This window comes from Desertivirga arenae (assembly GCF_017355785.1).
Classification (GTDB): Bacteria; Bacteroidota; Bacteroidia; order Sphingobacteriales; family Sphingobacteriaceae; genus Desertivirga; species Desertivirga arenae.
In genome coordinates, this window is record NZ_JAFEWE010000002.1 from 365,809 (window position 1) to 378,397 (window position 12,589).

Sequence of the window (12,589 nt, forward strand, 5' to 3'; positions counted from 1 at the left end):
TAGCAGCGTGTAACTTACAACCTCCTATCCTTCCCTTGTATTTCCTTGATCAGGTAGTAGCGATGAAAAAAACCTGTTAGAACCACTACCTTCTTTCCGGGATTTTGGTGACAAACGTTCAGGATATTAGCCGACATAGTCTTATTTCGTAAATCCCAAAAATCACATAAACTTCCATAAGCCTCCTTCAAACTTACTATAAGGCCAGAATTGGTTTTAACAGTTCTTTCTGAAAATTCCTGGCATTCGTTAATAACCTTTCTTATTTTATGATGTTGATAGAACTGCCTTCTCTTAGCTAATCGATCGGTTTTGGAATTGTTAAAATCTGTCAGAGGTCGTTCTACGTAGGAGTTCAATTCTTCTGTAAGAGCATAGAATTTCTTTACTATTGCGGCCTGGCGCTTAGTCAACACCTTGATCCTATATAAACTATCCAACAATTGGTCTGCATTAATTTCGGCCTGTTTAATACCTCTCTGATTTCGATAATAGTCCCGGTTAGGGAAATCAAAATAGCCCGCTTTAGTTAGAGGGTGCATGTGGATATACTTGGAGGTAGCTACAGGCTCATTTTCCTTTGATTGATACTTCAATTTGAAATCCTTGTCAAAGGTTCTTGAAAATAAAGCACTATCCAGTTCCAGCAGAACAATATCAGGCTTTGTATTCTCCAGAATCTTAAACAAAGTATCTGCATTAAAATTCCGGGAGGGAAAATGAACTGTTCCAATAATTGTTAAGGTTTTCCTCTGACAGTAGGAAAAGTTGATCGACAAAAGACTTATAATCAACAAGATCTGTATGCTTTTCATTTGAAGGTATCCTGATCTAATATACTATCTCCTGCTCAAAATTGGCAATCCTACCGTCAGGGTTAATGGATTTTTATTGCTTAACCAGCCATCAGTGAGGTTTATGTTATTTCGCTACTGGAAAACTTCAGGGTATCCAAGGATGAGAACAAGGCCAATGCTATTGCTGTAGCCCAATTCTATAGGACCGTCGCTTAGAACTGTATGCTTACGGTCGTAGGACCGCTACAGCTTCACCTACAACCAAGAATGAGGGCATCTTTTAAATAACAGCAATCTTTTGTATCTATGCAGCAACATCATATATTTAAGATAACTGATTAAAGTTACCATATCAAACCTTAAACAACCATGCGTAAACTTCATGCAATCACCGGACTGCTATTAATGATGAGTTCGGCAGCATTCTCTCAAAACAAAAGTTTTATCGACCAGCCCTATGTAGAAGTTAATGGCTATGCTGATACATTAATTACCCCGAATGAAATCTACATTAAGATTAACATCTCGGAAAAGGATACGAAGGACAAGGTTTCAATTGAAGAGTTAGAAAGCAAAATGGTCAACGGATTGAAAGCCATTGGTATTAAGACTGAAACAGAGCTTAGTACCAGTGATATGATCAGCAATTATAAATTCTACCTGTTGAAACAGAAAGATGTGGTCAAATCGAAGGAATACCTACTAAAAGTTAGTGACGCACCAACCGCCAGCAAAGTATTTATAGCACTAGAAGATATGGGGATCTCAAACACCTCTATTAGCAAGGTTGATCATACTGATCTGGAAAACCTTCAAAATATCTGCAGGGCTAGAGCGGTAGAAAACGCAAAAGTGCGGGCAAAAGCATTAACCAAACCTTTGAATCAAACAGTGGGAAGCGCTATTCAAATCTTGGAAATTAACCCTGGGTTTAATCAACCACTACAAGGAAGAATTTATGGAGTTGCAGTAAGCGGGTACGCAACAAAACAAAAGTACGAAGCACCAAAGATCGAATTCGAGAAGATAAAAATTGAATCAACAATCAACGTAAAATTCATACTGAAGTAATTTCGACTGTACCATGGAGATAATTGACTCCGAGTGTATACATCGTAAATTCTAACCCTTACATAAAAACTTTTTAACTCGCCACTAGTCAAGATTATACCAATAGTATGATTTTTTATCAATTAAAATTTTCGGTTGGAAAAGAGATTGGAACCACTTTCCCTCAATCCCAAAGGATGGTAAGCGAATTATCAATCGATGATCCTAGACATTTATGGAATTTAGAAGGGAAACTTGACGAAAGTGCCTATATTCCTGATTCTATTTTGCACCCTAAAGCCCGTCTTACGGATTTAATATCATCTTCTCCTATTTCCAAGCCCATAGTAAGCACAAAGCTAAAGGACCTAATTCTTACCTTAAGAGAAGAAGGAATTCAATTTCTCCCAGCCCAAGTTGTTACTAAAAAAGGAAAAACAAGATATTGGTTAATGAATGGATACACACCTGATTATCACCTAATTGATTTTGACCGTAGCCTTATCTCATTAAAACGAAGAGATGAGAATGGGACAGTTTCCAAACCATTAGAACTAAAAAGTAGCGATGATTATGTTAAAGCATTGAATTCAGTTGAGTATCCTAAGTTTGTTTGTGTGGAGAAGCTAGTGCTACTCGATAACACAATTGATAATATCATATATATAGATAGGGTAAGTAGTAGTTTTTTCTTTTCTCAAAAAGCCAAGGATGCTATAGAAGAATCGAATTTCACCGGAATTACCTTTGAAATACTTTAGCGCAGGAATGAAATTCTAAAATGAAGCCAGGAATATGAGATGCCCAACAAGCAATACAAAAGGTGTTTATTACCGAATCTATTCGCTAAGATCTACATGAAGTTGAGCCCGCTGTTAAGGTATTTATCCGGTTTACACCCCCTTCCTGAGCAAGATATTTCTCTGATCACAGAGTGTTTTAAGTATGAAAGCTTTACGAGGAACACTGTGCTCGAGGCTCAGCATCAACCTGTGGAAAAATTGTATTTCGTAGTAGAAGGATTCCTGGTAGCATTCACTGAGCAGGATGATCATAGGATCATAACACAACTTGCCACTACAAATCATCTGATCACCTGTTTCGAAAGCTTTGTTCAAGGTTCGGTTTCCACCGAAACGATCAGATGTATTTCCGACTGCAAGATCCTATCTGTAAACAAGCAAGATTATGAAAAGCTACATAAGGAAAGTAGCTTCTGGACCTCCTTCTGCAGAAAGCTCAATGAGAACACCATTTTGCAATATCAGCAACGAACAAAAGACATGCAGATATTGTCGGCTGAGGATCGCTATCTTAAAATCTTGTCGGAACAGCCCGAGATGGTTCAAAATGTTCCCGTTCAATATATCGCATCCTATATTGGTGTTAAACCTGAGTCACTCAGCAGGATCCGAAAGAAGATATTTTCCTAACATTTATCAAGTAGGAGAGCGGGTTTGAATAAGCACTTTGCAGGCTGTTTAAGTTACGTCAAATGCAACAAATTATTCAGCTATCCATATTTCCATTTGGTATGATAAACTGCTTCCTTATAAAGGGACAAGATAAGCACATCCTTGTTGACACAGGTGTTCCGGGCAGTGAAGGAAGGATTTTAAGACAATTAGAGGCCAGAGGTATTTCAAAGGAAGAAATCGGCTTAATTATCATTACTCACGGACATATCGATCACTTCGGCAGCGTAAAAGAGCTGCAGGAAATATTGAAGGTCCCTATTTTAATTCACGAGGGAGATAAAGCAGCCTTGGAAACCGGAATGAGTCTTCCTGATACCTTAAAGGCTAATCATAAGATCTGGAATTACACCCTAAAACCCAAGCTTTTACATGATAAAGCGCATCCATGCCGGGCTGATATAACGCTTACTGACGGAGAAGAATATGACCTTGCTCCGTTTGGAATAAAAGGAAAAGTAATTCATACTCCTGGCCATACACCTGGTTCTTTATCTATTATTCTGAATGATGGAAGTGCGATTATCATGGACCTGGCTTCTTCAGGAATACTGCTCGGGGGAATCGCTTTTAGTTCGCGGATGAAACATCCTCCTTTTCATGATGATTTGCAGCAGGTGAAAGATAGTATACGGAAAGTACTTTCCCTCAACACGCACACTTTTTACCTGGGACATGGCCATCCGGTTAAAAGAGCAGGGCTTCAGCGTTACCTGGAAATGATTTAGGAAGCTTGGTCCTAGCTATTCAGGATCAAGAACAATTCGAAATTTCCTTTTACTTCATGATTTTGCGAGTGAGTGAGAGACTTTCTGTACAGTTATAAGTACATTCTGAGGCTATTACCAAAGCCTCTTTAGCTGTAAGACCAATCTGGCAAGGTTTCTGTAATGTTAAGGAAAACACACTGTTATGAAAAAGTTAAATACAGCATTAGCATTGGCTTTCATGAATGTGATGGCTTTTGCACAGGAAAAAGCAGTAGATGCAAATGTAGATCTAAATGTTAACCATGATTCAGGTGGAGGTTCTTTTCCCTGGATGTATATTGTGGGCGGTATCGTTCTGCTAGTTATTATACTTGCTTTACTTAATGGTAGAGGATCAGACAGAACCATTGAACGTACCACTGTTGTAAAGGACTAGTTTAATTTATGTATACGCGAAAGAGACTGGATCAAAGGTTCAGTCTCTTTTTTTTGGCATCGGATTAAAAGCTTGATGAACTAATTCTGAAAACCCTTCACAATTTTTAATTGCAGAAAAACATCGTTTCTTCTTATCTTCGCATAAATTATAAAAGGGGATTTAAATAGCGTGAAGAGGGTATTTGTGTTTGAAAAGAACCAGGAAATTTTGGAGGCGGTGACCTACATTTTAACTGAAGAAGGTTATAAGGTGAATGGATTTACTTCTGAAAAACTTTTCTTAGATGGAGCTGCAGAGGAGAAACCTGATTTAATCCTTCTGGATGTTATTCAAATAACTTTGGAGGGAACAGAACTCTGCAGACAGTTAAAAATTCTTGAGGATATTAAACATATACCCGTCATTGTTTTATCCACCCATACTAAGGCCAATGAGGTAAAGCAGATCTGCGCAGATGAGGTCATTCAAAAACCTTTCGATATTGATAACCTGCTGGAGGTTGTAGAAAACCATCTTGCAGCCTAGCAAGATTAGGCAGACAATTTCTGGTCTACTTTCTTGCACAACCCCATCCCATTGCCATCCGGCAACATTACGTCCATAAGGATAAGATCAGGATCAAGGTGTTGCAATTCGCTTAAAAACTGTTCAGCGTTCGGACATTGTCCTACCTGGTAGCCTGATTCCGTAAGTAGGTATCGAATAATTTCCTGTATATCTATTTCATCTTCAACCACTAAAACTTTCTTTCTCAATTGCATTTCCCGTTGCTCGAATGATTCGCTTTCTTGCAGCAAGTAATGTGCCCGGATCGTCGGTATAAACAAGAAAACCGCTTATTTTATGTCTTGAGATACTTAAAGCGGCAGTGTTTTCACCCATCATACAATACAATTGCTGCTATAATTCATAAGGCTGTCTAAGCGTGTTCGGGACTCTCACCCTATAGCGGTGCGCCGTGCCCGGCGCACAAAAAAGCCCTGTAGCTATGAGAGCAGCAGGGCAACCTAAACCTTATCACAATTATGCTGTAAAGATAGTATTAATTCTAATTGAAAAACTTAAAAAAACCTTAAAAATGATGATTTTACTACCTTGATTTTTAACCCAAACTATCTAGCATGAATATTGAACATACTCGCTTTATCGACCCCTTAATAGACGTGGGGGAGCGATTCTGGTAGAAGTACAACGGTGCCGACAACGATACTTTAAAGAGCGTAAGAGATCTGTTGAGATAGCGCGTGATCTAAAGAAGGAAGGCTTACCTCTACCAAGGATAGCAGAGATTACCAGGTTGACTTTGGATGAGATCGAGCAGTTGTAAAAAAGCCTACTAGAGTCCTTACTAACGCCACAAACCAATTTGTGGGGGAAATCGAAAACTTAAAATAGCTTGTCGCTTCGATGAACACTTTACTCAGCTGAAAGAATAGTTCCGTCGTATTAGTCCTAAATTTTTCAGGAAGGTCCCTTCTGTTAGAAAGAGTTGTTGAATTTGCTTATGGCCTGAAATAAGTGGTGCCTACCACCAATACTTGTTCATATTATGCTCAGGCCAAACCCAGTTTTAAGCGCAATTGAGCGAAGGATCACTGAACAAGAACTGAACAAAGTGGCTTCAATTTGCAGATATATAATGACGTCGTACTAAAACATGAAGCAGGAATGTCAGAACAGATAGCTCATAACTTTAGTAGTGCATTCATTAAAAAAAGTTTTAATAGCCCAATATTAAACTAATAACAGTATACTTAGTCTCTCCTTCAATTAAGCAAACTCTGGTAACTAGCGGGAATGGTTTTCGTTGAAGGGGATAGTTTTAAACGACATTAATGGGAAAATTGCAATCGGGCAGTCAGGTATCACTAGAAACACTTAATCACGCAATATTAAATATTTCAACAGCGATAGCTGTATTAGAAGGAGCTGATCTTATTCTTACACATGGAAACGAGGCCCTGTTCAAGGTATGGGGCAAGGATGCCAGTATTATCGGTAAGACTCTTCTTGATATTTTACCAGAACTGAAAGACCAGCCTTTTCCCGAATTGCTTCGGCAGGTTATGGAAACTGGTGTTGGTTACGAAGACAAGGAGGCAGTGGCCTATGTGGTAAAAAACGGGATCAGGGAAACCATTTATTTCAATTACTCCTACACCGCTATACCCAGGGACAATGGTGAAGGTAATGCGGCTGTTTTAGTGGTTGCTACGGATGTAACTGACCTGGTTCTTGCAAAAAAGAATGCCGAAGACCGGGGTGCACTATTGGCCTATTTGAACCATGCGGGTGAAGAACTGGCACTATCCCTGGATACCGCTTCAGCCATTGATAAAATTTCCAAGTTTGTTGTGCCTCAATTTGCAGACTGGTTTAGTATAAACGTTGTTAATGGTGAAAAGCTCGATCTCCTTTTTGTCTATAATGAGAAACAGGATTATGTGAATTGGGCAGTTGAGCACCGGAAGCGTAAACCGTTAAGAATAGACGCTCCTGGCATTCAAAGCCATATTCTGAAAACCGGGGAATCTTCCCTGGTTCCGCTTATAACCCCAGATTTGATCAGACAATCGATTGAAGATCCGGAACAGCGGGAAATCCTTTTGGGTATGGACCTTCATTCATCCATCGTTGTTCCCATGAAAGTGGGAACAAATATTATTGGAACAATCAACTTCATTCGTACTTGCTCAAAGAAATCTTACACCGAACTTGATCTGTCCTTTGCTCAGGATTTTGCAGCAAGGATAGCGGTATCCCTTGAAAATGCCCGTCTACATGAGCAGGCTTCGGAGGAGATCCATCAGCGAATTTCAGCGGAAAAGAAAAAGGATGAGTTTATCGGTATGGCCAGTCATGAGCTTAAAACCCCGCTTACCAGTCTTTCTGGCTATCTTCAAATTTTAAACCGGGGAGACTTACCGGATACTCAAAAGAAATTCCTGGAAAAAGCCATGTACCAATCAGGGAAACTGACCTCTCTGGTTAATGATATGCTGGATCTGTCTAAGATAGCAGCAGGCAAACTGCAGTTCTCTTTCGAGAAAGTTGACCTTAAAGCACTTATTGCGGAGTGTATAGAGGCAACAGAACTTTCTATCCCTTCTCATAAAATAGCATTTAGCTCAGCTCTTGTTAACGTGTTGGTTTTAGCAGACCGACACCGGATGGAGCAGGCTATTCTTAACCTTTTAAGTAACGCTGTTAAATATTCACCTGGCTCGGATAAAGTTGAGGTGAGACTAACGGCGGCCAACAGCTTTGTTAAAATCGCCGTAACAGATTGGGGGATTGGAATACCGACAGACAAGTTGCCTAACCTTTTTGAGCGTTTTTACCGGGTTAATGATACTAACCCGGGCATTTCTGGTCTCGGTATCGGCTTGTATATAACAAAGGAGATCATTGAAAAGCATAATGGGACTATTGAGGTGGAATCAGAAGAAAATAAAGGTACCACATTTTGCCTGACACTGCCAGCATCTTCATAATGAGTTACTGTCATTGCTTGCTTTAATTAGTCGTCAAGGGAAAGGAATTGATAAAAATAGAATATCTAAAATTTTCGACCGGTACTATCGGGCAGATCCGGGAAGTCCTGAGTCTGGAATGGGACTTGGATTATTTATTTCATACGAAATAATAAAGCAACATGCTGGTGAAATCGGAGTACAAAGTAAGCTTCGAAAGGGCTCCACATTTTGGTTTACTATACCCATTTAATACGCACTCTTACCCGCCAGCATCTTTAACTCAGTTAGACTATCGAAATATAGAATAGAGTTTCTGTCATGCTTGCTTAATAGGCCATTAAGGGTAACAATTTAACTATGAAGCCCTGCTAATAGGAATAATTTTAGCCGCTAAGAAATCATCAAGAGCGTTAATCATTTCCTCAATATTGAAAGGTTTAGGTATAATTCCATCTGCGTTATACTTACTCATTGCCTCGAATATACGTTTGTCCGAGGAAAGCATAATAACCGGAATATCTTTAGTGTAATCATTACCTTTAAGTGCCTTACAGATTTCAAGACCATCATGCTCCCCCATCTGAATATCGAGTAGGATCAAGTCTGGAATGTATTCTAAAATATTCTCAAAAATGTTATCAGGCTCCAAAGAGGTAACTACCGAGTACCCCTCTATTGGTAACAACAACTCCAGACAATCTAAAATATCCCTATCATCATCCACCGCCAAAATCAATTTCCCCATAATAACTACAATTTTTATTGAAGATTAGGTTTCGCACCAAGAAAATTTAATTTTCAATAGTACTTTAAATATTAGTTCGTTTCCTTTAGGAAAAGGCATTTGGAGGATGATTGTTTTAAACTTTGGCCATTTCAGGCCACCTACCTTCCTTTATCATACTTCAACACATCCGACTCCAAATAATGCCATAATCCGTTCACCATTTCTCTCTTTATTTTGCCGTCCCTGGAATAAGCTTCGATAGTTTTGCGACTAGTATGAATTAATTCAGCAGCGGCCTGAGCGGTTATCCAATGCACTTTTGCAGTACTTTGTGATTCAGGTGGGGCTAACGAAACATGTTTCCTGGACCATTCCATGATAATGTGAACATCATTACGGACAGATTCAAAGTCGGTTTTAAGTGCGTAGATAATTTTGATTAAGCGAGTAAGATCGTGCATGGTATTATATTTTTTAATGGTGATTCTTTCTGGTTAGGATCTCCTTTTGGAGCTTCTTAGCAAGCATCTCTAAAGCGGGTTCTAAATTAAAGGGCAGTCCGGTAGCAAAGCCTATCTTGAGGCCTGTCAGATTCGATTCCCTTATGTTCCCTTTTGCGCTGGTACTGATTTCATAGGAAGCAAACACCTGATCCACCAATTCCCTTCGCATAGGATATCTGAACTCAATCCATAAACCGAATCCTGCAAGTGCCGGGTAACTGGCTTCAAAACTTTCAGAATGGAACTTGGTGATCTCTATAATATCTCCCATCGCCTTTTTCGATTTTGAATTCAGCTTTTTTAACTGTTCGTGCTGCGCAGAAGAACTAAGAATGGTATGCAGGGCATGCTCCATAATCTTGTCTGTCGCTGTTTCCATCGACTCCTGAAAGTGCTTTAAATGCGTGATAAAAGCGGAAGGCGCTATCACCAACCTGAAGTTCTCCAGCTTGTTCAGCGTGACGGAGACTGAACTGACGTAAATAACTCGTGCACTTTTGGCCTTGCCGAGCAGGGGGAAATTGAACTTGCCATAGAAAGAGTCGGGATAGTCGTCAATTTCCATAACTACGAAGTTGTACTGGTCGGCTAGCTTTAGCAAAAGCTCCCTTCTTTGTTTGCTTAGAGGCACACCTCTTTCATAATCTGCCGAACTACGGATCAAGACCAGCTTTATATTTTTCTTTCTGCAGATCCGTTCCAACTGCACTATACTCATCCCCTCCCTATCCGAACCCGTAAAACTTATATGAGAAGTGATCATCGATAAAGCCTGGTAGTAGTGCGAGTCGGCAGGCGAAGCTAAAACGGCAGTATCTGTTTCAGAAAGAAGGGTTCGAAGTATTTCAGAAATGGTGGCTTTTCCGTGTCTGGTAAATAGAAATTGCGATTCATTCACCCTCATCGATCGGCTCTCGATTAACCGCATCAAAGTCGCATTCAGACTCGCGGTTCTGGTTTTGTTTGCGGCAAATTTGGTACTGTAAAATCGTACTGCGTCTCCACAAGCTGTCATATACTTCCCATCCAGTAGATCATCCGCACAAGGGAAAAAGTTACCCAACTCCAACCAGGCCTTCCCCCGGTCTATAACCGGAGGACGCCCCTTTCCCTTTGTCTTAAAGAAAAAGGCAGGCTTCTGCTGAAGATAGGTCTGAAGATCTTTAATACATTTTTCAGTACAGCCCTTAACATAGGTTCCTTGATGAGGCTTAGACTCCAGGAAACCATTGCACTCCAAATTGCGATAAACCTTAGCTACTGTATTGTGTTGAATGCCGAGCGCATCTGCAAAAGGTTTTATAGGAGGAACCTGATCTCCCGGCTGCAATTCGTTTTTGCAGATTAGATTTTCAATGAATAGTATGATTTGTGGTTGAAGGCGCTTCTTTTTATTCAGCTGAAGGGATAAGGAATTGATCCATTTAAATCTTTTTAGCGTGTTGTTTTTTGCGTTCTCCCTTTTCCACAATTTCTTGTTAAAGGAGTCGGATGAAATGTAGTTCATTTGTAGGACAAGGTTAATTAATGATTAAATCATAGTAAACTCAGATACTTAAATCAAATCTAATTAAGCTAATTATTAAAAAGTGTAACCTATTGTAGTTTATTGAGGCAGACCTATTTAGGCAACGATCTCTCCGCTTTCTCCATAGTATAGAAAACCCATGTAAGCAGACAGCCTCGCTACTCTAGCCAGCACCACAGGTTCTGCTCCCGTTGCGGCGGGATCTGGCGCGCCAAATCCGCAAAAGTTCCGCATCAGATAGGCGCCAGATGGGGTTCATAGCGCCTGAGAAGCGAAGCCTTCTGGTCGCTGGCCTTAGCCTGGCCTTACTATCCTTCCATGCTATGGGCCGCTATTTGTTCCTGCAGATGTTCTTTCCCTAAGTATCCATCCGGTAGGAATTATCCGGGAACAGAAGGAACTATCAGGGAACGTTCGGGAAAATGCTGCCTAAAATTCACTTCCCTTCACCGTACCACTACGTTTGTTCTGTCCGCCAGGGTACCAGCGGACGAAAGAGAGCTTCCAAAGGGACGCCTGAGGAAGCCGGACAAATGGTTTCATTTTAAAAATTAAAACAATGGCAGAATTACAAAACAACCCAATGGGTAAGCTATCCGGAAAACTAGGTAACATGGTAGCAAGTAACTGGAGAGATATCAATTATCTGAAAGCTATGGCTAAGCGGTCGAATAAAACGGCTACGGATAGTCAAATAGAAGCGCGATTAAGATTTGCACTTATTCAGGAATTTATGATGCAGATAAAAAGAGTTGTAGAACGGGGCTTTGCAAATAGCTTCACCGGTCGCGCAACCGCCTTTAATGTTGCTGTTAAAGCAAATAAACTGGCTATTACCGGTCAATATCCTGAGTTAAGTGTCGACTATGCGAAAATTACCCTTAGCGCAGGTGCCCTTACCTCCTGCTTAGATGCCACTATTGAAGCACTTCCAGACGCCAAGCTTCACATTAGCTGGAAAGAACCAGGTGTTCCTTATACGGAGGAAATGGCAGATGTAGTTACAGTGGTGATCTATGATGAGGTGAGAAAAGCACCAGCCACGTACAATACATTCCTGCGGTCTGAATACAGTGCAGAAATAAGTTTGCCTGCTTCTTTTGCAGACGATACCGTTCATGCATGGATGTTCTTTACCTCCTCCGTAGGTTCGAAGAATAGTAGGACCACCTATTTAGGGTCAGTTACCGTACTTGCTTAATTAATCCAAGCTGTTTTTGCTGATCTGGCAAAAACAGCTTTTTTAAATCAAAACTATGGCATCGATAAATAAATCACTCTGGCTTCCAAGCGGCAGCCTCGGTAATATGGTTTTCTGCAGTGGTCCTTTACGTAAAGCTTATGTGAGGTTAAGACCCGACAAAAAGAAACCCAGAAGCGTAGCGCAGCAGCTAATTAGTTCAAAGCTAAGCATGATGGAACACTTTTTATTTCCATTCAAAGCTCTTATTAAAGAGGTATGGAAGGAACCTTCAAAAAAGAGAAGAGTACCCTATGATTGCGCCAGAAGCTATTTTTTCCACCACTCCTTCGACCCCAGGAGCCCGGATGCAAAAATTCTGCCTGAGACGGTTCAACTTTCAAAAGGAAATCTTACAGCACCTGAGAACTATTACCATATCCTTGAGGGGAAGAACTTAATCATCAGATGGCAGTGCGATCCGAGCGGCGAAGTAGTAGATTATAGCAGCATATACCTGGCGATCTACAATGAAGATACCAAGTCCTCCATGTATCAGAAAAGTAATGCTCTTCTGATCAACGGAGAGCTTATCACTGAAATACCCGAAGGCTTTCTGGGCAGCGCTCTTCATGCGTACCTGATCTTTCTCAGCCCCGATGGAAAAAGCGCCTCTGCAACGAGCTACATCAAATTAACTTGAT

The 12,589-nt window shown here is 40.5% G+C and carries 17 protein-coding genes; 10 read left to right on the forward strand and 7 right to left on the reverse strand.

Annotated elements, in window-relative coordinates; genetic code table 11:
* Window positions 1–14: 14 nt before the first annotated feature.
* Complete coding sequence (locus tag J4N24_RS05525) at window positions 15–815, reverse strand: hypothetical protein (protein ID WP_207532664.1); 801 nt, start codon at window positions 813–815, stop codon at window positions 15–17.
* A 351-nt stretch (window positions 816–1,166) separates the two neighbouring features.
* On the opposite strand from J4N24_RS05525, the gene J4N24_RS05530 reads away from it, so the two are divergent.
* From J4N24_RS05530 to J4N24_RS05555, 6 genes are all read left to right on the forward strand, one after another.
* Window positions 1,167–1,868 carry an SIMPL domain-containing protein gene (locus tag J4N24_RS05530; protein ID WP_207532665.1) on the forward strand — a complete coding sequence of 234 codons (702 nt, stop codon included), beginning with the start codon at window positions 1,167–1,169 and terminating at the stop codon, window positions 1,866–1,868.
* Between the two features lie 107 nt (window positions 1,869–1,975).
* Window positions 1,976–2,608: an imm11 family protein gene (locus tag J4N24_RS05535; protein WP_207532666.1), complete on the forward strand. Its 633-nt coding sequence runs from the start codon at window positions 1,976–1,978 to the stop codon at window positions 2,606–2,608.
* A 96-nt stretch (window positions 2,609–2,704) separates the two neighbouring features.
* Window positions 2,705–3,280, forward strand: a complete 576-nt coding sequence (locus tag J4N24_RS05540; protein ID WP_207532667.1) for a Crp/Fnr family transcriptional regulator — start codon at window positions 2,705–2,707, stop codon at window positions 3,278–3,280.
* Window positions 3,281–3,342: 62 nt separating this feature from the next.
* Window positions 3,343–4,050: an MBL fold metallo-hydrolase gene (locus tag J4N24_RS05545; protein ID WP_207532668.1), complete on the forward strand. Its 708-nt coding sequence runs from the start codon at window positions 3,343–3,345 to the stop codon at window positions 4,048–4,050.
* A 184-nt stretch (window positions 4,051–4,234) separates the two neighbouring features.
* The gene (locus J4N24_RS05550) at window positions 4,235–4,468 is read left to right on the forward strand and encodes a hypothetical protein (protein ID WP_207532669.1); all 234 of its coding nucleotides are present in this window, start codon (window positions 4,235–4,237) and stop codon (window positions 4,466–4,468) included.
* 186 nt (window positions 4,469–4,654) lie between these two features.
* A complete protein-coding gene (locus J4N24_RS05555; protein ID WP_207532670.1) occupies window positions 4,655–4,996 on the forward strand; it encodes a response regulator transcription factor in 342 nt (113 codons plus the stop codon).
* Window positions 4,997–5,001: 5 nt separating this feature from the next.
* On the opposite strand, the gene J4N24_RS05560 is transcribed toward J4N24_RS05555, so the two are convergent.
* Both J4N24_RS05560 and J4N24_RS05565 read right to left on the reverse strand, forming a co-directional pair.
* On the reverse strand, window positions 5,002–5,226 hold the full coding sequence (locus tag J4N24_RS05560; protein WP_207532671.1) for a response regulator transcription factor: 225 nt from the start codon (window positions 5,224–5,226) through the stop codon (window positions 5,002–5,004).
* Window positions 5,201–5,356 carry a hypothetical protein gene (locus tag J4N24_RS05565; protein WP_207532672.1) on the reverse strand — a complete coding sequence of 52 codons (156 nt, stop codon included), beginning with the start codon at window positions 5,354–5,356 and terminating at the stop codon, window positions 5,201–5,203. Before J4N24_RS05565 ends, J4N24_RS05560 begins: the two co-directional genes overlap by 26 nt.
* A gap of 950 nt (window positions 5,357–6,306) precedes the next feature.
* Between J4N24_RS05565 and J4N24_RS05570 the strand changes: the two genes are divergently transcribed.
* The gene (locus tag J4N24_RS05570) at window positions 6,307–7,965 is read left to right on the forward strand and encodes a GAF domain-containing sensor histidine kinase (RefSeq protein ID WP_207532673.1); all 1,659 of its coding nucleotides are present in this window, start codon (window positions 6,307–6,309) and stop codon (window positions 7,963–7,965) included.
* Window positions 7,966–7,978: 13 nt separating this feature from the next.
* Complete coding sequence (locus tag J4N24_RS25835) at window positions 7,979–8,197, forward strand: sensor histidine kinase (protein ID WP_207532674.1); 219 nt, start codon at window positions 7,979–7,981, stop codon at window positions 8,195–8,197.
* Between the two features lie 105 nt (window positions 8,198–8,302).
* Here J4N24_RS25835 and J4N24_RS05580 read toward each other — a convergent pair whose 3' ends face one another.
* The 4 genes from J4N24_RS05580 to J4N24_RS05595 form a co-directional block, all read right to left on the reverse strand.
* Entirely contained in the window at window positions 8,303–8,692 is a 390-nt protein-coding gene (locus tag J4N24_RS05580) for a response regulator (protein WP_207532675.1), read from the reverse strand.
* 140 nt (window positions 8,693–8,832) lie between these two features.
* A complete protein-coding gene (locus tag J4N24_RS05585) occupies window positions 8,833–9,135 on the reverse strand; it encodes a helix-turn-helix domain-containing protein (RefSeq protein ID WP_207532676.1) in 303 nt (100 codons plus the stop codon).
* Window positions 9,136–9,148: 13 nt separating this feature from the next.
* Window positions 9,149–10,684, reverse strand: coding sequence for a GntR family transcriptional regulator (locus J4N24_RS05590; RefSeq protein WP_207532677.1), 1,536 nt, complete (start codon window positions 10,682–10,684; stop codon window positions 9,149–9,151).
* Between the two features lie 117 nt (window positions 10,685–10,801).
* Window positions 10,802–10,939 carry a hypothetical protein gene (locus J4N24_RS05595; protein ID WP_207532678.1) on the reverse strand — a complete coding sequence of 46 codons (138 nt, stop codon included), beginning with the start codon at window positions 10,937–10,939 and terminating at the stop codon, window positions 10,802–10,804.
* A gap of 325 nt (window positions 10,940–11,264) precedes the next feature.
* On the opposite strand from J4N24_RS05595, the gene J4N24_RS05600 reads away from it, so the two are divergent.
* Together J4N24_RS05600 and J4N24_RS05605 are read left to right on the forward strand one after the other, a co-directional pair.
* Window positions 11,265–11,906: a DUF6266 family protein gene (locus tag J4N24_RS05600; protein ID WP_207532679.1), complete on the forward strand. Its 642-nt coding sequence runs from the start codon at window positions 11,265–11,267 to the stop codon at window positions 11,904–11,906.
* Window positions 11,907–11,961: 55 nt separating this feature from the next.
* On the forward strand, window positions 11,962–12,588 hold the full coding sequence (locus J4N24_RS05605) for a DUF6266 family protein (protein ID WP_207532680.1): 627 nt from the start codon (window positions 11,962–11,964) through the stop codon (window positions 12,586–12,588).
* The last annotated feature ends 1 nt before the right edge of the window (window position 12,589 follow it).

Coding starts and splice junctions, on each gene's coding strand:
- J4N24_RS05525 (WP_207532664.1), bottom strand. CDS start 815: ATGAAAAGCATACAGATCTTGTTGATTATAAGTCTTTTGTCGATCAAC.
- J4N24_RS05570 (WP_207532673.1), top strand. CDS start 6,307: ATGGGAAAATTGCAATCGGGCAGTCAGGTATCACTAGAAACACTTAAT.
- J4N24_RS05545 (WP_207532668.1), top strand. CDS start 3,343: ATGCAACAAATTATTCAGCTATCCATATTTCCATTTGGTATGATAAAC.
- J4N24_RS05605 (WP_207532680.1), top strand. CDS start 11,962: ATGGCATCGATAAATAAATCACTCTGGCTTCCAAGCGGCAGCCTCGGT.
- J4N24_RS05550 (WP_207532669.1), top strand. CDS start 4,235: ATGAAAAAGTTAAATACAGCATTAGCATTGGCTTTCATGAATGTGATG.
- J4N24_RS05565 (WP_207532672.1), bottom strand. CDS start 5,356: ATGATGGGTGAAAACACTGCCGCTTTAAGTATCTCAAGACATAAAATA.
- J4N24_RS05595 (WP_207532678.1), bottom strand. CDS start 10,939: ATGCGGAACTTTTGCGGATTTGGCGCGCCAGATCCCGCCGCAACGGGA.
- J4N24_RS05580 (WP_207532675.1), bottom strand. CDS start 8,692: ATGGGGAAATTGATTTTGGCGGTGGATGATGATAGGGATATTTTAGAT.
- J4N24_RS05535 (WP_207532666.1), top strand. CDS start 1,976: ATGATTTTTTATCAATTAAAATTTTCGGTTGGAAAAGAGATTGGAACC.
- J4N24_RS05585 (WP_207532676.1), bottom strand. CDS start 9,135: ATGCACGATCTTACTCGCTTAATCAAAATTATCTACGCACTTAAAACC.
- J4N24_RS05540 (WP_207532667.1), top strand. CDS start 2,705: ATGAAGTTGAGCCCGCTGTTAAGGTATTTATCCGGTTTACACCCCCTT.
- J4N24_RS05600 (WP_207532679.1), top strand. CDS start 11,265: ATGGCAGAATTACAAAACAACCCAATGGGTAAGCTATCCGGAAAACTA.
- J4N24_RS05530 (WP_207532665.1), top strand. CDS start 1,167: ATGCGTAAACTTCATGCAATCACCGGACTGCTATTAATGATGAGTTCG.
- J4N24_RS05590 (WP_207532677.1), bottom strand. CDS start 10,684: ATGAACTACATTTCATCCGACTCCTTTAACAAGAAATTGTGGAAAAGG.